Source organism: Xanthomonas sp. AM6 (assembly GCF_025665335.1).
Lineage (GTDB): Bacteria > Pseudomonadota > Gammaproteobacteria > Xanthomonadales > Xanthomonadaceae > Xanthomonas_A.
In genome coordinates this window covers 3147273-3167774 of sequence record NZ_CP106869.1, presented here as the reverse complement: position 1 = coordinate 3167774, position 20502 = coordinate 3147273, and the positions used below count along the sequence as shown (strand labels likewise).

Genomic DNA, 20502 nt, shown 5'->3' with positions numbered 1-20502 from the left:
GCGGCTTTCGCGAATCCCCACTCCCCAATCCCCATTCCCGGCCCCTAATGCCCACCCCCCTGCGCCGCCGCCTGCGCCTGGCCCGCCGTTTCGCGTTCTATGCGGTGGCGGTCGGGCTGGTGTGCGTGGCGTTGCTGGTGGGGGCGCTGAGCCAGGCGCTGCCGTTCGTGGAGCGGCATCCGCAGCGGATCCAGGCCTGGCTCAGCGAGCGCGCCGGGCGGCCGATCCAGTTCGACCGGGTCGAGACCGCCTGGACCCGGCGCGGGCCGCTGCTGCGCCTGGACGGCCTGCGCATCGGCGCCGGCGACGGGGTGCGCATCGGCCAGGCCGAGGTGCTGGTGTCGATGTACGCCGGCCTGCTGCCGGGCCGCTCGTTCACCGAGCTGCGCCTGCGCGGGCTGGCGCTGACCCTGCTGCGCGGCGCCGACGGCACCTGGTCGGTGCAGGGGCTGCCGGCCGCGCACGGCGGCGATCCGCTGGACGCCCTGCAGGGCCTGGGCGAGTTGCAGGTCATCGACGGCCGCCTGGCGTTGCACGCGCCGGAACTGGGCCTGGACGCGCAGCTGCCGAAGATCGACCTGCGCCTGCGCGTGGACGGCGAGCGCCTGCGCGTGGGCGCGCAGGCCTGGATCGACCTGAAGCAGGCGCCGCTGACCGCGGTGCTGGACATGGACCGTCGGCGCGGCGACGGCCAGGCCTATGTGGCCGCGCGTCCGGCCGAACTGGACGGCTGGTCGGGGCTGCTGCATGCCGCCGGGATCCGCGTCGAAGGCGGCGCCGGCTCGGTGCAGGGCTGGGCGCAGCTGCAGCGGCACCGGATCGTCGGGGTCAGCGTCGAGGCCACCTTGCGCGACCTGCGCCTGAGCGGCGCCCCGCTGGCCGCCGGCGGCGCGCGGCCGCAGACCGCGTTCACCACGCTGCGCGCCACCGCGCGCTGGCGGCAGATCGACGGTGGCTGGCGGCTGGATGCGCCGCGGCTGCAGATCGGCCAGGCCGGCCAGCCGACGCAGCGCCTGGACGGGCTGACCGTGGCCGGCGGGCGCCGCTTCGCGCTGCTCGGCGAGCGCCTGGACGCGGCGCCGCTGCTGGCGGTGGCCGCGCTCAGCGACGGCCTGTCGCCGACCCTGCGTGCCTGGCTGCACGCGGCCAGGCCGCGGCTGCAGCTGACCCGGGTGGCGCTGACCGGCACGGCCGGCGGGCCGCTGTACGCGCAGGGCCGGCTGACCGAACTGGCGTTCGCGCCGGTCGGGCAGTCGCCCGGGGTGAGCGGCCTGCGCGGCCGCTTCGATGGCGACGCGCAGGGCGGGGAGCTGGTGCTGGACGCCGCCAGCCCGGTGCGCTTCGACTGGCCCAGCGGCTTCGGCGTGGTCCACGAGGTGCGGCTGGCCGGGCGCATCGTGGCGTTCCGCGACGGCGACGACGTGCGCGTGGCGACCCCGGCGCTGCGCGTGCAGGGCACCGACTACGGCGCCGACGTCCGCGGCGGGGTGCGTTTCCAGGCCGACGGCTCGCGGCCGTGGATCGACCTGGCCGCCGACCTGCAGGACGCGCCGGTGACGGCGGCGAAGAAGTTCTGGGTGCATTCGAAGATGAGCAAGGCGGCCACCGACTGGCTGGACGCCGCGCTGCAGGGCGGGCGCCTGCGCGGCGGCCGCGCGCTGGTGTCCGGCGACCTCGACCAGTGGCCGTTCGTCGACCACAACGGCCGCTTCGAGGCCACCGCGCGGCTGGACGATGCCAGGATCCGCTTCCAGCGCGAATGGCCGGCGGTGGAGAAGGTGGACGCCGATGTCGCCTTCATCGGCAACGGCTTCGAGGTGCATGGCCGCGGCGAACTGGGCGGGGTGGCGGTGGACCGGCTGTCGGCGGTGCTGCCGGACTACAAGCAGGGCCAGCTCAGCGTGCTGGCCAGCAGCCGCGCCGACACCGGCAAGCTGCTGGCGATGCTGCGGCAGAGCCCGCTGCGCCGGCGCTACGGCGAGACCCTGGATGCGCTCAGCGCCTCCGGCCCGGCCGACGTCAGCTTCGACCTGCTGCAGCCGTTGCGCCGCGACGTGGGCGGCCATCACCTGCGCGGCACGGTCGAGCTGCTCGGCGCGCACATCGCCGACCGCCGCTGGGACGTGGCGTTCGACGACATGCGCGGTCGCGCCGACTACCGCGACACCGGGTTCGAGGCGCCGCAGCTGGCGGTGCTGCACGAGGGCCACCCCGGCGAACTGGCGCTGCGCGCCGGCGACGGCGTCAGCGATCCGCAGCAGGCCTTCGAGGCGGCGTTGAGCGCGTCGGTGGACGCGGACGAACTGCTCGACCGGGCGCCGGAGATGGCCTGGCTCAAGCCCTACGTGCAGGGCCGCTCGCGCTGGAACATCGGCGTGGGCCTGCCCAAGACCGCCGACGGCGGGGTGCAGCCGCCGACCCGGCTGCAGCTGCATTCGGACCTGGTCGGCACCCAGTTGCTGCTGCCGGCGCCGATGGACAAGGGCGCCGCGGCGCCGCTGGCGACCTCGGTCAACGTGCCGCTGCCGGTCGGCACCGGGCGCATCGAGGTCGCCTTCGGCAAGCTGATGGCGCTGGTCGCGCGCAGCCAGGACGGCAAGACCGGGGTCAAGGTGGTGATGGGCAGCGACCGCGTGGCCGGGGACCCGCCCGGCCACGGCCTGACCGTGAGCGGGCGCACCGCCTCGCTGAACGCGATCGACTGGATCGGCCTGGTCAGCGGCCCGGACCCGAACGCGCCGGCCACGCCGGGCGCCGCCGACCCGATGCCGCTGCGCCAGATCGACGTGCTCGCCGACCATCTGCTGCTGCTGGGCGGCGTGTTCGACGCCACCCGCCTGCGCCTGCAGCCGCAGGCCGATACCGTGGCCGTGCAGCTGGACGGGCCGGCGCTGGCCGGCGAACTGAGCGTGCCGAACAAGCCCGGCGGCGTGCTCGGCGGCCGCCTGGCGCGGGTGCACTGGCGCGCGGCGCCGGGCGCGGCGGCCGCGGCTCCGGCGGCGACCGCGACTCCTGCGCCCAGCGCGACGCCCGACCCGACGGCGGCAGCCGCGCCCGTGGCCGCGGCGGTGCGGCCGCTGACCAGCACGATCGACCCGGCCACGATCCCGGCGCTGGCGCTGGACGTGGACGACCTGCGCCTGGGCACGATGCAGCTCGGCGCGGCCTCGCTGCGGACCCGCAAGCTGATCGACGGCATGCGCGTGGACCAGCTGCACCTGCGCTCGGACAAGCAGAAGATCGACATCAGCGGCGACTGGCGCGGCAAGGCCGCCAGCGCGCGCACCCAGCTCATCGCCAGCGTGGACAGCCAGGACCTGGGCGAGCTGATGCAGAGCCTGGATTTCGGCGGCCAGCTGCGCGGCGGCGAAGGCACGCTGAACCTGCGCGCGGCCTGGCCGGGCGACCCGGCCGGGTTCCAGCTGGCCACCTTGCAGGGCCAGCTCGACGTGGCCGCGCGCAACGGCCAGCTGCTGGAACTGAACCCCGGCGCCGGGCGCGTGCTCGGCCTGCTGAGCGTGGCGCAGCTGCCGCGCCGGCTGATGTTCGACTTCCGCGACTTCTTCTCCAAGGGCTTCGCCTTCAACCGCATCGACGGCCAGGTGCAGTTCGGCAACGGCGTGGCGCGCAGCGAATCGATGCTGATCGACGGCCCCGCCGCGGAGATCAAGGTGCGCGGGCAGGCCGACCTGCGCGCGCAGCAGTTCGACCAGACCATCGACGTCAATCCCAAGTCCGGCAACCTGCTGACCGTGGTCGGCGCGGTCGCCGGCGGCCCGGTCGGCGCGGCAGTCGGCGCCGCCGCCAACGCGGTGCTGGGCAAGCCGCTGGGCACGATCGGCGCGCGCACCTACCGCGTCACCGGCCCGTGGAAGGATCCGAAGGTGGAGGTGATCGAGCGCGACGCCCCGCGTGCGCCGGCGCCGCCGACACCGCCGGCGGCGTCCCGCAGTCCCTGAATCGGCGCGCATCCCGCGCCGGCCGCGCTTGCGCTGAGCGCTCCCGTCCCCCATGTTGAGCCCATGACCGAAAACGCCCTGAGCCTCGCCGAAACCCGCCTGTTGCTTCCCGCCGGCCTCGACGCCACCAGCCTGGAGCGCGCCTTCGGCACGCTGCTCGGCCCCGGCATCGACTTCGGCGACCTGTATTTCCAGCATGCCCGCCGCGAGAGCTGGAGCGTGGAGGACGGCATCGTCAAGGACGGTGCGCATTCCATCGAGCAGGGCGTGGGCGTGCGCGCGATCTCCGGCGAGAAGACCGGCTTCGCCTATTCCGACGACATCCACCGCGACGCGCTGCTGGCCGCGGCGCAGTCGGCGCGGGCCATTTCCCGCGACGGCGGCGCGCAGCCGGCGCAATCGCTGCTGCGCGGCGGCGGGCGCGCGCTGTACCCGGCGCTGGACCCGGTGGACGGCATGGGCAACGACCTCAAGGTCGAGATGCTGCGGCGCCTGGACCAGTTCCTGCGTGCCGCCGACCCGCGCGTGCAGCAGGTGATGGTCGGCCTGTCCGGCGGCGTGGACACGGTGCTGGTGGCGCGCAGCGACGGCGTGCTCGCCGCCGACGTGCGCCCGCTGGTGCGGCTGAACGTGCAGGTGATCGTCGAGCAGAACGGGCGCCGCGAATCCGGCTACTCCGGCGGCGGCGGCCGCTACGGCTACGAGGTGCTGTTCGCCGATGGCCGCCCCGAAGCCTTCGCCAGGGAAGCGCTGCGCCAGGCGCTGGTGAACCTGGAGGCGGTGCCGGCGCCGGCCGGGGTGATGCCGGTGGTGCTGGGCTCCGGCTGGCCCGGGGTGCTGCTGCACGAGGCGGTCGGCCACGGCCTGGAAGGCGACTTCGCGCGCAAGGGCACCAGCGTCTATGCCGGCCGCGTCGGCCAGCGCGTGGCCTCGCCGGGGGTGACCATCGTCGACGACGGCACGCTTGCCGGCCGCCGCGGCTCGCTCAACGTCGACGACGAGGGCACGCCGAGCAACTGCACCACGCTGATCGAGGACGGCGTGCTGGTGGGCTACATGCAGGATTCGCTGAACGCGCGGCTGATGGGCGTGGCGCCGACCGGCAACGGCCGCCGCGAGTCGTTCGCGCACCTGCCGATGCCGCGCATGACCAACACCTATATGCTGGCCGGCCAGCACGACCCGCAGGAGATGATCCGCTCGGTGAAGAAGGGCCTGTACGCGGTCAATTTCGGCGGCGGCCAGGTCGACATCACCAGCGGCAAGTACGTGTTCTCGGCCACCGAGGCCTACCTGATCGAGGACGGCAAGGTCACCGCGCCGGTGAAGGGCGCCACGCTGATCGGCAACGGCCCGGAGACCATGCAGAAGGTACGCATGATCGGCCACGACCTGGCGCTGGACGAAGGCGTGGGCGTGTGCGGCAAGGACGGCCAGAGCGTGCCGGTCGGCGTCGGCCAGCCGTCGCTGCTGATCGACGGGCTGACGGTGGGCGGGACGGCGTAGGAGCCGGGAGTGGGGAATCGGGATTCGGGATTCGGCAAAGCCGCGCGCCGTCGCTGTGGCGATGCCGATGCGCGTGCCCGGCGTCGCCGCCTGGCGTGCCGGGGCGGTCGCGGGCGCGCGACCGTGCGGGGCCGGCGTCGCGGCTCAGCCGCGCGCGTCGTCGTCGGTGTCCATATCGTCGTCTTCGGCGTCCGCTTCTTCGAGTCCCGCGTCCCCGGCCCCGCGTCCCAAGTCACCCAGCACCAGCTCACGCAGCTCCCGGAACAGCTCGCGATAGGCATGCGGCGGTTTGTTCTTCAGCCGCTCTTCCTTGGCGTTGCGGATCAGCTGGCGCAGCCGCTGGCGGTCGGCCTCGGGGTATTCGTCCAGCAGCTCGGACAGCGCGCTGTCGCCGTCGGCGAGCAGCCGCGCGCGCCAGTCCTCGACCCGGTGGATCGCCGCCACTTCGCGGCGCGCGCCGTCGCTGTTGACGTCCATCGCCTCGCGGATCGCGTCCAGCGTCGCGTCGTCCTCGCGGCGCATCTGCTTGGCCAGGAACGCCAGCTGCCGCTTGTGCGCGATGTGCGAGGTGATGCGCTTGGTTTCCTCGATGTGCGGGATCAGCGACTCGGGCACCGGCAGCTTGGCCAGCTGTGCCGGGGTCAGCGCCACCAGCTTCTCGCCCAGGGTCAGCACTTCCAGCGCCGCGCGGCGCTGCTGGCTGCGGCTGTCGCCGCGGAATTCACCGGTGTCTTCGTCGCGTCCGCGCATGGTCCTACTACTCGATCAGTCTGAAACATCAAATTAGAAAGTCCGGCCATGGATGGCCGGGCTCTTGCGAAGGAATCGCATTATTCCAAGTCCGGCCATGGATGGCCGGGCTCTTGCGAAGGGACTCGCATAACAAGGATAAAGCATTGAACGCGATCACCTCCGAACTGCGCCGCGACGACAGCCTGGAACGGCTGGAGCGCCTGTCCGACATCGCCGAGCGGCTGCTGGCGCGCGCGCGCGCGCTCGGCGCCAGCCAGGCCGAGGTCAGCTGCAGCGAAGACCGCGGGCTGGACGTCAACGTACGCCTGGGCGCGGTGGAAACGGTCGAGGCCACCCGCGACCGCGGCATCGGCGTCACCGTCTACTTCGGCCAGCGCAAGGGCAGCGCCAGCACCGCCGACCTGCACGAATCCAGCCTCGAGGCGACCGTCGCCCAGGCCTGCGCGATCGCCCGCTACACCGAGGACGACGTCGCCGCCGGGCTGGCCGACGCGGCGCTGATGGCGCGCGAGCTGCCCGAGCTGGACCGTTGGCATCCGTGGGCGCTGGAGGCCGAGGAGGCGATCGAACTGGCGCTGGCCTGCGAGGCCGCCGGCCGCGACGCCGACCCGCGCGTGGCCAATTCCGACGGCGCCTCGGCCGGCAGCAGCGAGAGCCTGTCGGTATACGCCAACTCGCACGGCTTCCTTGGCCGCGAGCGCAGCACCCACCATTCGATCGGCTGCGCGCTGATCGCCGGCCACGGCGACGGCATGCAGCGCGACGGCTGGTACAGCAGCGCGCTGGCGCGCGAGGACCTGGAACAGCCGGCGGCGATCGGCCGCCGCGCCGCCGAACGCACCGTCGCCCGGCTGCAGCCGCGTTCGCTGCCGACCGGCGAGCTGCCGGTGCTGTTCGCGCCGGAGATGGCGCGCTCGCTGGTCGGGCACCTGCTCGGCGCGGTGTCCGGCGGCGCGCTGTACCGCCGCGCCAGCTTCCTGCTCGACAGCGTCGGCACCCGCCTGTTCCCGGACTGGTTCGCGATCGACGAACTGCCGCACCTGCGCCGCGGGCTGCGCTCGGCCGCCTTCGACGGCGAGGGCGTGGCCACCCGCGCCGCGCCGCTGGTCGCCGGCGGGGTGCTGCAGCGCTACGTGCTGGGCAGCTACTCGGCGCGCAAGCTCGGCCTGCAGACCACCGCCAACGCCGGCGGCGTGCACAACCTGCAGGTGGCGGCCAACGCCGACGACCTGGCGTCGATCGCCGCCGGCATCCCGCGCGGCCTGCTGGTCACCGAACTGATGGGCAACGGCGTCAACCCGGTCACCGGCGACTATTCGCGCGGCGCCGGCGGCTTCTGGATCGAGAACGGCGCCATCGCCTACCCAGTGGACGAGGTGACCATCGCCGGCAACCTGCGCGAGATGTTCCAGCGCATCGAGGCGGTCGGCCGCGACATCGACGTGCGCTCGCACGTGCACATCGGCGCGGTGCTGGTCGGCAAGATGACGGTGGCCGGCAACTCCTGAACCTGCGCGGCGCGCCGCCGTCACGCGCTGTGGCGGCGCGGATCGGCCTGGCGGCGGGTGGTGGAGGCGGGCGGCGGCAGGCACGCGTGCCTGGGCGGCGCAGGACGGCCGGTTCCCCCCGGGCGTTGCCCTCCCGGCGCGGGCGGCGCGGCCGCGCCGGCGCCGGTCCGCGTCGCACGGCTTGACAGGCTTGCGCCAGCCGCCGAGAGTGGCGCGCCAGCCTTGCCCACTCACCACCATAGGAAGGGAATACCGATGAGCGAATTCGACAATGTGACCGCCCCGCCGCCGCCGCCGGCCACCGGCCCGCAGGAAGACCGCACGGTCGCACTGATCACCCATCTGTCCGGCATCATCGCCGGCTTCATCGTGCCGCTGATCATCTGGCTGATCAACAAGGACAACCCGGCCAAGTCGTTCCTCAACGACCAGGCCAAGGAAGCGCTGAACTTCCAGATCACCGTCGCCATCGGCTACGTGATCTGCGTGGTGCTCAGCATCATCGTGATCGGCGGGCTGCTGATGCCGGTGGTGTGGGTGGTGAACCTGGTGTTCTGCATCCTCGCCGGGATCAAGGCCAACGAAGGCGTGGCCTACCGCTACCCGTTCGCGCTGCGCCTGATCAAGTAAGCGCGGCACCGCTTCGCGAAAAAGCCCGGCGCCCGCCGGGCTTTTTTTATGCCGAACGCATCCGTGCCGGAGGCCCAAGCCGGGCCCGCCATCCTGCGTCGATGGCGGCCAGGCCCGCCACCGCATGGACCGGCGCGCTTGGCGGCAACGTCCGAACGCCGCCGGCACGCCGGCAGCGTTGGGGCGGACCGCCGGATGTCGCGCCGGCTCAGTTCTGCGCCGGCGTGTTCTCGGCGAAGTACTCGTGGCTGTCGGCGTTCTTCACCGCGCGCGCCGGGTTGCTGGTGGCCAGGCTCTTGGCCGCGCTCTGGCCGTAGGCGTAGTCGGAGGTGCCGGCGACCACGGTGAAGTGGCTCATCTCGTGGATCAGGGTGCCGGCCTTGGAGTCGGTGCCGGTCAGCGGCGCGCTCCAGAACGCGTTGCATACGTAGATCTGGTACGGCTGGTTGGCGTAGACGTAGGCGTAGGAACTGTCGCTGCAGCCGCAGTTGATGGTGACCTGGCCGTTGTTCTGGTCGATCGCCGCGTCGATGTTGACGAAGTTGGAGGTGGCGGTGCTGTAGCGGCTGGCATTGTAGGCGCCGAACCAGGTGGTGTAGCGCGGGCCGGTGCCGCCGCCGTTGAGATAGGTCTTGGCGTTCTGCGAGTAGGTGCGCGCCGAGTTCACCGCGCTGCCGATGGTGCTGATCTGGCTGCTGCTGCACGAGGCATAGTTGATGCCGTTGACCACCGCCTGCGGCCCCGCCATCAGCTCGTTGCGCAGCGCACGGCCGCGGCCGTCCAGCCACAGCGTCAGCGGCGCGCTGGTCACCGTCTGCGGCTGGCCGTCGGCGCGCTGCATCCTGCTGCCGTCGGCGAACGCGGCGTACTGCAGCGATGCGTCGAGGTTGATCGTGTAGGTGCCGCTGCGCGACAGGTCGTAGGCGTTGGCCAGGTCGATCTGCGCGTGCCGCGCCTCGCCCGGCTGCAGGGTCACGTAATCCTCGGCGCGCGGTGCGGCGCGCTTGACCAGGCGGCCGACGTAGTCGACGCTGCTGCCGTCGCGCACGACCTCGAACAGGCTGGCGTCGAGTTCGCCCAGCGGCAGTTCCCACTTGGGCACGCGCGCGACGCGCTCGCCGGTGTTGCGCACCGTCACCGCGATCTGGCCGCGGTACTGGCCGTCCGCGTCGGCGACCGGCGCCAACTCGACCTGCAGCGGGGTGGCGTTGCGCGACAGCTGCGATTGCGCAGTGGCCGCCGACATGACGCCGACCAGGCTGAGGCCGATTGCCGCCGAGATCAGGGATGCGTGTTTCATGCGGGCTTTCTCCGTCGAAAAAGGGTTGCCCATGCGCGGGCGTATGCAAACTAGCCCGGCGATCGGCGCACAACCGGCGTTTGCAGGGTTGTCTGCGATTTCGTCCAGCGAACCGGGTGCTCGATCCCACATCGACGTTTGCGGGCATCAGGTACCCGCGACGATTCGCTGCATTGCGCGAGCGCTTGGCGCCATGGATCGCGCGTTCGCCGGTGCGCTGCAGATTTGCCGGTGAGCATTCCGATGCTAGAGTCGAGCGTTCACGCTTTGGAGAGGGGATGTCATGGGAGCGCTGCGCCTGGTGCTGGCTGCCGCATTGATGTCGCTTGGCGCGGTCGCCGCGGCGCAACCTGCGGCGCGCGACATCGCGCTGGACGTGCAGGGGCCGACATCGCCGCGCGACCGCTTCTACGACCTGTCGGTGGGGTCGGACTATCCGGGCACGCTGCTGCGCGAGGACAGCCTGGCGCAGCTGCGCACCGCCCGGGACGAACTGGGGTTCCGCTACCTGCGCTTCCACGCGATCTTCCACGACGTGCTCGGCACCTATCGCGAGGTCGATGGGCGCCCGGTCTACGACTGGAGCAGGATCGACCAGCTCTACGACCGCATGCTCGGCATGGGCATCCGCCCCTTCGTCGAACTGGGCTTCACTCCCGAGGCGATGAAGCGTTCGGACCAGCAGATCTTCTACTGGAAGGGCAACACCTCGCATCCGCAGCTGGACAAGTGGAATGCGCTGGTGGAGGCGTTCGTGCGCCACGCGCGCCAGCGCTACGGCGAAGAGGAAGTGCGCCGCTGGTACTTCGAGGTGTGGAACGAACCGAACCTGGCCGGCTTCTGGGAGGGCGCCGACCAGCCGGCGTATTTCGCCCTGTACGACGCGACGGCCAGGACGATCAAGCGCATCGACCCGCAGCTCAAGGTCGGCGGGCCGTCGACGGCGGGCGCGGCCTGGGTGCCGGAATTCATCGCCCATGCGCATGCCGCCGGCACGCCGCTGGATTTCATCACCACCCACACCTATGGCGTGGATGGCGGCTTCCTCGACGAGAAGGGCGAGAGCGACACCAAGCTGTCGCCGTCGCCCGACGCGATCATCGGCGACGTGCGCCGCGTGCGCGAGCAGATCCAGGCCTCGGCGATGCCCGGGCTGCCGCTGTACTTCACCGAGTGGAGCACCAGCTACACGCCGCGCGATCCGGTGCATGACGCCTACCTCAGCGCCGCCTACATCCTGAGCAAGCTCAAGGCGACCGAAGGGCTGGTGCAGGGCATGAGCTACTGGACCTACAGCGACCTGTTCGAGGAGCCGGGCCCGCCGACGGCGCCGTTCCAGGGCGGCTTCGGCCTGCTCAACCCGCAGGGCATCCGCAAGCCGGCGTACTTCGCCTACAAGTACCTCAACGCGCTGGGCGAGCGGCAGCTGCGCAGCGCCGACGCGCAGAGCTATGCGACCTACGACGGCGGCGTGCTGAAGCTGCTGGCCTGGGACTTCGTCACGCCGCGCCAGGACAAGAGCAATCGCCCGTACTTCACCCAGGTGCTGCCGGCCGCGCCGAGCGCGCCGCTGCGCCTGCAGCTGCGCGGCCTGGCGCCGGGCACCTACGCGCTGGCGATCCGCCGCACCGGGTTCGACGCCAACGACGCGTACAGCGCGTATCTGCGCATGGGTTCGCCGAAGACGTTGAGCAGCGAACAGCTGCGCAAGCTGCAGGACCTGACCGCCGACACGCCGGAGTCGCGCACCCTGCGCGTGGGCAAGGACGGCAACGCGCAGGTGGAGGTGCGGATGCGCGCCAACGACGTGGTGCTGGTCGAGGTGAGCCCGCGCTAGCGGGTTCCTTCGTTCATCGCTGCACATGGAGCCTGCGGGAGCGGCTTCAGCCGCGACAGGCGTTACCGGCAGAGCCCGTCGCGACTGAAGTCGCTCCCACAGGGACTGAGGCCAGTGCGATGGGGTGCGGTGGAGGGCTTGAGCGCCGACAGGATCTGCGGCCTGACACGCCTGCCGCTTCGTTCGTCGCGGCTGAAGCCGCTCCTACAGTTCTTGCAGGGAGCGGCGGCTTAGCCGAACGATGCGTCGCGACTGATCTATCGACAGACTGAAGTCGCTTCGCAGGGCGCTGCGGCCGGTGCGATGGGTGTGCCGGGAAGGGCTTGAGTCCTGACAGTTGAAGCCTGACATGCCCGCCGTTTCGTTCGTCGCGGCTGAAGCCGCTCCTACAGCTCCTGCAGGGAGCGTCGGCTGAGCCGAACGATGCGTCGCGACTGATCCATCGCCAGATTGAAGCCGCTCCTGCAGGAGCGGCGCCTGAATCGGACGGGTCAGTGCGAGCGGTCCACCGCCAGCCGCGCCAGCGCGGCCAGTGCGTCGGCGCGCGCGCCATGGCCGTGCAGGCCGTCGCGCATCGCGCTCGCCAGTTCGGCCAGCTTGGCCTTGGCGCCGTCCATGCCGAGCAGCGCCGGGTAGGTGGACTTGGCCTGCGCCGCGTCCTTGCCGGCGGTCTTGCCGAGCTGTTCGGAACTGGCCTCGACGTCGAGGATGTCGTCGCGCACCTGGAACGCCAGGCCCAGCGCGGTGGCGAAGGCGTCCAGCTGCGCCAGCGCGCCGGCGTCGGCGCCGCCGCCGAGCGCGCCCAGGCGCACGCTGGCGCGGATCAGCGCGCCGGTCTTCAAGGCATGCATGCGTTCCAGCGCGGCCAGCGGCTGCACTGCGCCGGTGGCGTCGATGTCCAGCGCCTGGCCGCCGCACATGCCGGCCGCGCCCGCCGCGTCGGCCAGGGTCTGCAGCCAGCGCACACGCAGCGCGGCGTCGGCATCGCCGGCGCCGGCCAGCAGCGCGAAGGCCAGGCTCTGCAGCGCGTCGCCGGCCAGGATCGCGGTGGCCTCGTCGAAGGCGACGTGCACGGTGGGCTGGCCGCGGCGCAGCGCATCGTCGTCCATCGCCGGCAGGTCGTCGTGGACCAGGGAATAGGCATGGATCAGTTCCACCGCCAGCGCCGGCGCATCCAGCCGCGCCTCGTCGGCCCCGAACAGCGCGCCGCTGGCGTAGACCAGCAGCGGGCGCATGCGCTTGCCGCCGCCGAGCGTGGCATGGCGCATCGCCGCGTGCAGGCGCTGCGGCGCGGCCGCAGCGGCAGGCAGGTGCGCCTCCAGGCCGGCCTCCACGCGCTGGCGCCAGCGCGCGAACGCGGCGTCAGCCGCCATGGAGCGGGGCGGGATCGAACGGCTCGGCGGTGTCCGGCTGCTCCGGGTCGCTGAGCAGGCGCACGCGCAGTTCGGCCTGTTCCAGCGCCTGCTGGCACTGCCGGTACAGGCCGACGCCGCGTTCGTAGGCGCTCAGCGACTGTTCCAGGCTCAGGTCGCCGGTTTCCATCTTCTCCACCAGCACTTCCAGCTCTTCGAGCGACTGCTCGAAGCGGGCGATGGGGGAGGCATCGTCTAGGGACTTCTTGGGCATCGCGGAAGTGTGCGCGGCGTCGGCGGCAGGGTCAATGCGAGGCGGGTGACGATGGCGTGGCGGCGGCGTCCAGCGCCAGCCGCGCGCCGTGCGCCTGCAGCCAGGCATGCAGCGGCGCGGCGAGGATGTCCGCACCGGCGGCCTGCAGTCGCTCGGCGTCGAACAGCAGCGGCAAGCGCGCGCGCTGCCACGGCGGCACCGCGCGGTCCTGCAGCACCTGCTTGAGCGCCTGCGAGTGCGCGCGCCCGGGCAGCAGGATGCGTTCGCCGCCCTGGCGCAGCCGCACCCGCAGCGGGGCGTCGAATCCCAGCGGCGCATCGGCCAGCAGGCGCAGATGGCGGCCGTCGGGCAGGGCCAGCGGCGCGCGTCCGTCCCAGTGCGCATGCCAGTCGGCCGGCAGCGGCGGCGGATCGCGTTCGGCGTACAGCGCATCGCGCCAGCAGCGCAGCGTCGCGCCGTGCCAGGCGAACTGCGCGGAGGCGTCGGCACGCGCATGCAGCAGGTCGCGCTCGATCGCCGCCAGGCCGGCGGCCGGCAGCGGCGGCAGGCCCGCCTGCGCGACCCAGCGCCGCAGCACGCGCGCGCGCCGCGGCGCCGGCAGCGCGCGCAGCCGCGGCAGCGACAGCGATGCCGCGGCACCGTCGCGCGCCGCCTCCAGCGCGGCCTGGTCGCCATCGTCCAGCAGCGCGCCGGCCTCGCCGCACAGCTGCGCGCTGCGCGCCAGCGCCGCGTCGGCCTGCGGCCAGCGCTGGCGTAGCAGCGGCAGCACGTGCAGGCGCAGGAAGTTGCGGTCGAAGCCGGGGTCGGCGTTGCTCGGGTCTTCGATCCAGCGCAGCGCATGCCGCAGCGCATACGCGTGCAGGTCGCCGCGCGGCAGCGCCAGTAGCGGCCGCCACAGCATGCCGTCGGCGAACGGGCGCAGGCCTTGCATCGCCGCCAGCGCGTCCGGGCCGGAGGCGCGCAGCGCGCGCAGCAGGAAGGTCTCGGCCTGGTCGTCGCGGTGCTGCGCCAGCGCCAGCCATTCGCCGGCGGCCAGCGCCTGGGCGAAGGCCGCGCGCCGCGCCTGCCGCGCCGCCGCCTCCAGGCCCAGGCCGCTGTCGCGCGGCACCTGCACGCGCAGCACCTGCAACGGGATCGCCAGCGCGGCGCAGACCGCGGCGCAGTGTTCGGCCCAGGCGTCGGCATCGGCATGCAGGCCGTGGTGCACGTGCAGCGCACGCAATCCGGCGCTGCGGTATTGCGGCCGTTGCGACAGCGCATGCAGCAGCACGCTGGAATCCAGCCCGCCGCTGAGGCCGACCAGCACCGCGGCCGGCGCCGGGTCGGGCAGGGCGGCGCGCACGGTGCAAGGCGGGACGGGATCGGAACGGTCGCTCATCGCACCACTTTAGAGGCTGGCGACGCGGCGGCGAAGCGGATGTGCGGCAGTAGGGGAAGCGACCATCCGCCGCAGGGCGGCGCCGTCGCGGCGGACGAGGACTGATCGCACGCGGCAGCGCGCCGCGTTTCATCCAATCCCCAATCCCAATCCCAATCCCCAATCCCGCGCCGCGGCCGCGGCGCGCTCAGCGCGACGGCTCGGGCACTTCGCGGTTGCTGCGGTCGATGTAGTACCAGCGCCCGCCCAGCATCGGCGTATGCCCGTCGAGCCCGGGCGTGCCGCGACGGCAGCCGTCGCAGACCCGGGCCACGCCGTTGTCGAACGGCCAGGCGAAGTCGTGGACCGGCGGGATCACTTCGCGCAGTTGCTGGTCGTAGAAGCCGATGCGGCCGTTGACGATGCCGCGGGTCAGGCCTTCGGTGAAATAGTCCGGCCCGTTGTCCCAGAGGATCACCGGCAGGCTGCTGCCGTCGGCGCGCACGTAGTAGAAGCGGTCCTGCACGGTCAGCACGGACAGGCCGTCGGCGTCGAACCGCAGGCGCCGCACGGCCTGTGGCGACAGCGCCAGGCGCCCGTCGGCGCCGACGCTGCAGCCGGGCACGGCGTCCCTGTCGGTGTTCGGATCGGCCAGCCGGCAGGCCGCGTCGGCCTGCGCCCAGGCGGACGGCACCATGGCCAGCGCCGCCAGCGCGAGTAGCCAAGCGCAGCGCGCGAGCGCGCGCCGCCACCGTGTCGCCGTCATTTCGCCGCTGCGGCGTCGGTCACGAACGCGGCCGGCTTCGGCAATTGCACCGGCACGCCGTCGCCGTTGCAGGTGCCGGCCTGGCACAGGCGGCCGCGCAGCTTCGGCGTGGCCTGCACGATCACGTGGTAGATCACGTTCTCTTCCAGGCTGCCGCGGAACGCGTCGCTGCCGGGGCCGCGCGCCCAGATGCCGACGTCGTCGCCGCCGTGGGTCTCGGCCTTGGTCGGCACCAGCGCCTCCTGCATGAAGTCCGGCTGCTCGGTATCGACGTGGGTCAGGTCGGGGCGGCCCTTGACCGGCTCGAAGCTGCTCGGCGCATGCGGGAACTGCTTGATGCCGGCCGGCTGCTGGTTGCTGGCGCCGGTGTAGCCGGGGCCGTTGGCGTAGCTGAGCGTGGCGTAGGGCTGGCCGTTGCCGTCCAGCGCCAGTTCGCCGGTGTTGGCGTCTTCGCCGCTGGTGCCGCGCACCTTGCCCAGGATCGGGTTGCCGCGCTGCGGGTAGCCGACGAAGTTCAGCGTGTGCGAGTGGTCGGCGGTGACCACGATCAGCGTGTCCTCGGCCGAGGTCGCCTCCACTGCGGCCTGCACCGCCTGCGACAGGGCGATGGTCTCGTCCAGCGCGCGGTAGGCGTTGCCGGCATGGTGGGCGTGGTCGATGCGGCCGCCTTCGACCATCAGCACGTAGCCGTCCTTGCCGCGCGACAGGGTGCGGATCGCGGCGCGGGTCATCTCGGCCAGGCTCGGGTCGCCGGCCGCGCTCTGCTCGCGGTCGTGGTCGAACTGCATGTGGTCCGGTTCGAACAGGCCGAGCAGCGCCGGCGCGTCCTGCGCCGCTTCCAGCTGCCCGCGGTTCCACACGTAGGCGCCCTGCGGGTGGCGCTGGCGCCATTCGCCGACCAGGTCGCGGCCGTCCAGGCGCAGGCCGACCTTGTCGTCGTATTCCGGATCGCGCTGCTCGACGGTGGTGAACTGGCTGCGGCCGCCGGCCAGCATCACCTGCGGGCCGCGGCCATAGCGCGCGCCGACCATCTGCTGGGCGATGTCGCGGCAGCCTTCGGCCACCGCCTTCTCCGGCAGGTCGGTGTCGCTTTCCCAGTTGCGTTCGGGGGTGTGCGCGTAGGTCGCCGCCGGGGTGGCGTGGGTGAGCCGGGTGGTGGTGACGATGCCGGTGTTCAGGCCGGCGCTGTCGGCCAGTTCCAGCCAGGTCAGCAGCTGCTTGCCGAGGCTGTCGGCGCAGGCCTCGCGCTTGCCGGCGGCCACGCCGATCGCGCCCATGTGGGTCTTCACCCCGGTGGTGATCGAGGTCATGGTGCCGGCCGAGTCCGGGGTCTGCGAATCGGTGTTGTAGGTCTTGCTCAGCGCGGTGGCCGGGAACGCCTCCCACGACAGCTGGTTCTCCTCGCCGGAGGCGCCCTTGCGCTGGCCGTCGAGGATGCGCGCGGCGGCGACCGTGGTCAGGCTCATGCCGTCGCCGAGGAACAGGATCACGTTCTTGGCCTTGCCGCGCATGGCGCCGTTGTTGGCGGCCTTGGCCGCGCCGCTGCGGTACCACCAGTCCGGGGTCTCGCCGCCGGGATGGGCGACGGCAGGCACCTGGATCGGGGCGACGGCCGTGGCGGACGGGGCGCGCGGCGCGCTGGCGCAGGCCGCCAGCAGCAGGGTGGAGGCGGCGGCGAAGGCAGGAACGAGGTAGCGCATACGAAGAGCGGGCCCTGGGCACGAAGTCCCGGGCATTATGCCGGCTGCGACAATGCACGCCGATGACATCGCGCCTTTCCAGCCATGGCGTCGTCGTCCGCGGCGGCTTGCGCTATGGTGCGAGACCTCGGGTTTTTTGTGGACGTCTCGATGAAAATGGTGAGCGCCTGGTTGCGCATTCCGTTCTGGCAGCGCGTGGTGGCCGGCTTCGGGCTCGGCGCGCTGGCCGGTTGGGCGCTGGGGCCGGCGGCGGACACCTGGTTCGGGCCGCTGGGCGACCTGTACGTGACCCTGATCAAGATGATCGCGGTGCCGCTGGTGTTCTTCGCGGTGATCAACGCGATCTCCTCGCTGCACGGCCAGCAGTCGGTGGCCAAGCTGGGCGGGCGCACCTTCCTGTGGTTCGTGCTGACCGCCGCGCTGGCGGTCGGCGTCGGCCTGGCGGTGGGCACGCTGCTGCAGCCCGGCGCCGGCCACTTCGGCCTGAGCGTGGACAGCGCATGGAAACCGCGCGACGTGCCCAGCCCGATCCAGGTGTTGCTGGACGTGGTGCCGTCCAACCCGTTCTACGCGCTGACCGGCATCGGCACCAGGACCAATGCCGCCGGCGAGACAGTGCTGGCCGCCGGGCGCGGCTCGATCCTGCCGGTGATCTTCTTCGCCGGCCTGCTCGGTTTTGCGATGGTCAAGCTCGGCGAGCGCGTGGCGCAGGCGCGGCAGCTGACCGCGCAGATGAGCGAGATCATGATCCAGGTCACCCGCTTCGTGCTGGAGATGACCCCGCTCGGCACCTTCGGCCTGATCGCCTCGCTGGTCGGCAGCTATGGCTTCGAGAAGCTGTTGCCGTTCGGCAACTTCGTGCTGGCGCTGTACCTGGCCTGCGCGATCCACATCCTGGTGGTGTACAGCGGCCTGCTGTTGGCGCACGGGCTGAACCCGTGGAAGTTCTTCCGCGGCGCCGCGCCGGGCATGCAGGTGGCCTTCGTCAGTTCCTCCAGCTTCGCCGCGATGCCGGTGGCGCTGCGCTCGATCACCCACAACCTGGGCGTGAACAAGGACTACGCCGCATTCGCGGTGCCGCTGGGCGCCAGCATCAAGATGGACGGCTGCGGCGCGATCTTCCCGGCGCTGTGCGCGGTGTTCATCGCCCAGTACACCGGGGTGCCGCTGACCGCCAACCAGTACTTCGTGGTGCTGATCGCCTCGGTGCTGGGCAGCTTCGGCACCGCCGGCGTGCCCGGCACCGCGGTGGTGATGGCCACGGTGGTGCTGAGCGCGGCCAACCTGCCGCTGGAAGTGATCGGGTATCTGTATGCCATCGACCGCATCCTGGACATGATGCGCACCATGACCAACGTCACCGGGCAGATGCTGGTGCCGGTGCTGGTGGCCAAGGAGACCGGGTTGCTGGACAAGGCGGTCTACGACACGGCCTCGAGCAACGTCGGCCTCGAAGACCCGCTCGGCGACGGCGCCGACCGCCGCGCATGAACGTCCGCGCCGACGACGACGGTTACGTCGTCGAGGCCGAAGTGCCGTCGGTGGAGGATTACCGGCGGCTGCGGGTGGCCGCCGGCCTGTCGCCCAAGTCGCAGGAGGCCGCGGTGCGCGGCCTGCCCAACAGCTGTTTCGCGGTGACCGTGCGCCACCAGGGGCGCGCGGTGGGCATGGGGCGGATCGTCGGCGACGGCGGCTGCTTCTTCCAGATCGTCGACATCGCGGTCGAGCCGGCGCACCAGCGGCGCGGCCTGGGCCGGCGGATCATGGCCGCGCTGCACGACTGGCTGAGCGCGCACGCAGCCGAGGGCGCCTACGTGTCGCTGATCGCCGACGGCGACGCGCGCCATCTGTACGCGCAGTTCGGCTTCGTCGAGACCGCGCCGGCCTCGGTCGGCATGGCCCGGGTGGTGCGGCGGCAGGCGCGCGCCGGCTGAGTCGCCGCCGTCGCATGCCGCTTGCGGCGGTGGCCGCCGCTGGACCCCGCATGACCACGGCCGATGCGCGGACCGACCGCCTGGCCGCCGCCGTGGCAGACTCGCGCTTCCTTCCCGTGCACTGGAGCACAGATGAGCGGCACGCAACGCGAACTGACCTTCCGATTCCTGGCCGAACCGATCGACGTCAACTACGGCGGCAAGGTCCACGGCGGGGTGGTGATGAAGTGGATCGACCAGGTCGGTTACGCCGCCGCGGTGGGCTGGAGCGGACACTACAGCGTGACCGTGGCGGTCGGCGGGATCCGCTTCGTCTCGCCGATCCGGATCAGCGACATGGTCACGGTCAGCGCCAAGCTGGTCTACACCGGCAGCACCAGCATGCATTTCGCGATCGACGTGCGCGCGCGCGACCCGATGGGCGGCGATTCGCGGCTGTGCACCCACTGCATCATCGTGTTCGTGGCCCTGGATGGGGTGGAGGGCAAGCCGACGCCGGTGCCGTCGTGGCAGCCGGACACGCCGGAGGACCATCGCCTGGCCGAGTACGCGCTGAAGGTGATGGAGCTGAGCAAGGGGATCGAGGACACCATTTCCCACTACCAGGCCTGAGGCTCGCGCCGGCCGTGGCCGCCGGCGCGGTTGCGTTCCCCGTCGTGTTCCTGCGCACATGGCCTGTGCCTGTATCTGCCGCACGGGCCTGCGCGACCCGCGGCAACGAAAAAGGCCGCTGTTCCCAGCGGCCTTTCGTTGTGCCCGGCGTGCGCCGCGGCCCTTACATCGCCACGCGCCGCGCCTGCAGGAACTTGGCGCTCCAGTAGCCGCTGGCCAGCGTATCCACGCGCACGTCCTTGCCGCGGCTCGGCGCGTGCAGGAAGCGGCCTTCGCCGACGTACAGGCCGACGTGGTCGACGCGGCCCTTGCGGCCGAAGAACACCAGGTCGCCCGGCGCCAGCGCGTCGCGGTCCTTGATCAGTTCGGCATTGGCCTCGCGCGCCATCTCGCGCGACACGCGCGGCAGCTCGATGCCCAGCGCGGTGCGGAACACGTAGCCGACCAGGCCGCTGCAATCGAAGCCTTCGGTGTCCTCGCCGCCCCAGCGGTAGGGCGTGCCGAGCAGGGCCATGGCGCGCTTGAGCACCGACTGGACCTTGTCGCCGCCCGGCACCACGCCTTCGCGCAGCGGGGCCTGGGACACGTCGTAGTTGGCCAGCAGGCGGCTGATGTCGCCGGCGAACATCGCCGAGCGGTCCATCAGCGGAATGGTGTCGTTGGCGGCCAGGTGCGGGAGCAGGGCGGCCAGGGTGGCGGTCGCGGCGGCATCGGCCTTGCTGCGGGCCGGGGCCTGCGCCTGCGCGGCGGTGGCCGGCTTGGCGGTCGCGGGCTGCGCTGCAGCGGGAGCGGTGCTGGTGGCGGTCACCGGCGCCGGCGCGGCGGCCGCGATGGCTTCGGGGATCACGGTGTCGGCGGGAGCCGACTGGGCCAGGGCCGGAACGGCCGAGAGGCAGAGCGAGGCGGTGCAGATGAGGCGGAAGGCGGCCCGGCGGGGGACGGTGGTCTTGCCTGGAGAGGTCTTGGCTTCGGTCGTCACGCTTCGATCACAAATTCAAACGATGGGCGATCATG

16 protein-coding genes are annotated in these 20502 nt (G+C 72.2%); 8 read left to right on the top strand and 8 right to left on the bottom strand.

Annotated elements, in window-relative coordinates; all coding sequences use genetic code 11:
• Window positions 1-47 precede the first annotated feature (47 nt).
• Both OCJ37_RS13295 and tldD read left to right on the top strand, forming a co-directional pair.
• The gene (locus tag OCJ37_RS13295; protein ID WP_263109993.1) at window positions 48-3959 is read left to right on the top strand and encodes a YhdP family protein; all 3912 of its coding nucleotides are present in this window, start codon (window positions 48-50) and stop codon (window positions 3957-3959) included.
• A gap of 63 nt (window positions 3960-4022) precedes the next feature.
• Window positions 4023-5465 carry a metalloprotease TldD gene (gene tldD, locus OCJ37_RS13290; protein WP_263109992.1) on the top strand — a complete coding sequence of 481 codons (1443 nt, stop codon included), beginning with the start codon at window positions 4023-4025 and terminating at the stop codon, window positions 5463-5465.
• 144 nt (window positions 5466-5609) lie between these two features.
• On the opposite strand, the gene yjgA is transcribed toward tldD, so the two are convergent.
• Entirely contained in the window at window positions 5610-6215 is a 606-nt protein-coding gene (gene yjgA / locus OCJ37_RS13285) for a ribosome biogenesis factor YjgA (RefSeq protein ID WP_263109991.1), read from the bottom strand.
• 146 nt (window positions 6216-6361) lie between these two features.
• Between yjgA and pmbA the strand changes: the two genes are divergently transcribed.
• Window positions 6362-7726 (top strand): metalloprotease PmbA, encoded by a 1365-nt coding sequence (gene pmbA, locus OCJ37_RS13280; RefSeq protein WP_263109990.1) that lies wholly within the window; start codon window positions 6362-6364, stop codon window positions 7724-7726.
• A gap of 255 nt (window positions 7727-7981) precedes the next feature.
• Entirely contained in the window at window positions 7982-8356 is a 375-nt protein-coding gene (locus tag OCJ37_RS13275) for a DUF4870 domain-containing protein (RefSeq protein ID WP_263109989.1), read from the top strand.
• Between the two features lie 208 nt (window positions 8357-8564).
• Here OCJ37_RS13275 and OCJ37_RS13270 read toward each other — a convergent pair whose 3' ends face one another.
• On the bottom strand, window positions 8565-9656 hold the full coding sequence (locus OCJ37_RS13270) for a M35 family metalloendopeptidase (RefSeq protein ID WP_263109988.1): 1092 nt from the start codon (window positions 9654-9656) through the stop codon (window positions 8565-8567).
• 319 nt (window positions 9657-9975) lie between these two features.
• Here OCJ37_RS13270 and OCJ37_RS13265 point away from each other — a divergent pair, with 319 nt between their 5' ends.
• Window positions 9976-11493, top strand: a complete 1518-nt coding sequence (locus OCJ37_RS13265) for a GH39 family glycosyl hydrolase (protein WP_263113686.1) — start codon at window positions 9976-9978, stop codon at window positions 11491-11493.
• 491 nt (window positions 11494-11984) lie between these two features.
• Here the strand turns inward: OCJ37_RS13265 and OCJ37_RS13260 are convergent, their stop codons facing one another.
• The 5 genes from OCJ37_RS13260 to OCJ37_RS13240 form a co-directional block, all read right to left on the bottom strand.
• Complete coding sequence (locus OCJ37_RS13260; RefSeq protein ID WP_263109987.1) at window positions 11985-12866, bottom strand: polyprenyl synthetase family protein; 882 nt, start codon at window positions 12864-12866, stop codon at window positions 11985-11987.
• Window positions 12856-13119: an exodeoxyribonuclease VII small subunit gene (locus OCJ37_RS13255; protein WP_263109986.1), complete on the bottom strand. Its 264-nt coding sequence runs from the start codon at window positions 13117-13119 to the stop codon at window positions 12856-12858. Before OCJ37_RS13255 ends, OCJ37_RS13260 begins: the two co-directional genes overlap by 11 nt.
• Before the next feature lie 31 nt (window positions 13120-13150).
• Window positions 13151-14497: a tRNA lysidine(34) synthetase TilS gene (tilS, locus tag OCJ37_RS13250; RefSeq protein WP_263109984.1), complete on the bottom strand. Its 1347-nt coding sequence runs from the start codon at window positions 14495-14497 to the stop codon at window positions 13151-13153.
• A gap of 187 nt (window positions 14498-14684) precedes the next feature.
• Entirely contained in the window at window positions 14685-15173 is a 489-nt protein-coding gene (locus OCJ37_RS13245; RefSeq protein WP_263109982.1) for a WG repeat-containing protein, read from the bottom strand.
• Window positions 15174-15238: 65 nt separating this feature from the next.
• A complete protein-coding gene (locus OCJ37_RS13240; protein WP_263109981.1) occupies window positions 15239-16942 on the bottom strand; it encodes an alkaline phosphatase family protein in 1704 nt (567 codons plus the stop codon).
• 150 nt (window positions 16943-17092) lie between these two features.
• Here OCJ37_RS13240 and OCJ37_RS13235 point away from each other — a divergent pair, with 150 nt between their 5' ends.
• From OCJ37_RS13235 to OCJ37_RS13225, 3 genes are all read left to right on the top strand, one after another.
• Window positions 17093-18433 (top strand): dicarboxylate/amino acid:cation symporter, encoded by a 1341-nt coding sequence (locus OCJ37_RS13235; protein WP_263109980.1) that lies wholly within the window; start codon window positions 17093-17095, stop codon window positions 18431-18433.
• Complete coding sequence (locus OCJ37_RS13230) at window positions 18430-18876, top strand: GNAT family N-acetyltransferase (protein WP_263109979.1); 447 nt, start codon at window positions 18430-18432, stop codon at window positions 18874-18876. Before OCJ37_RS13235 ends, OCJ37_RS13230 begins: the two co-directional genes overlap by 4 nt.
• Before the next feature lie 132 nt (window positions 18877-19008).
• Window positions 19009-19488, top strand: coding sequence for an acyl-CoA thioesterase (locus OCJ37_RS13225; protein ID WP_263109976.1), 480 nt, complete (start codon window positions 19009-19011; stop codon window positions 19486-19488).
• Window positions 19489-19651: 163 nt separating this feature from the next.
• On the opposite strand, the gene OCJ37_RS13220 is transcribed toward OCJ37_RS13225, so the two are convergent.
• Window positions 19652-20467: a C40 family peptidase gene (locus OCJ37_RS13220; RefSeq protein WP_263109975.1), complete on the bottom strand. Its 816-nt coding sequence runs from the start codon at window positions 20465-20467 to the stop codon at window positions 19652-19654.
• Window positions 20468-20502 lie beyond the last annotated feature (35 nt).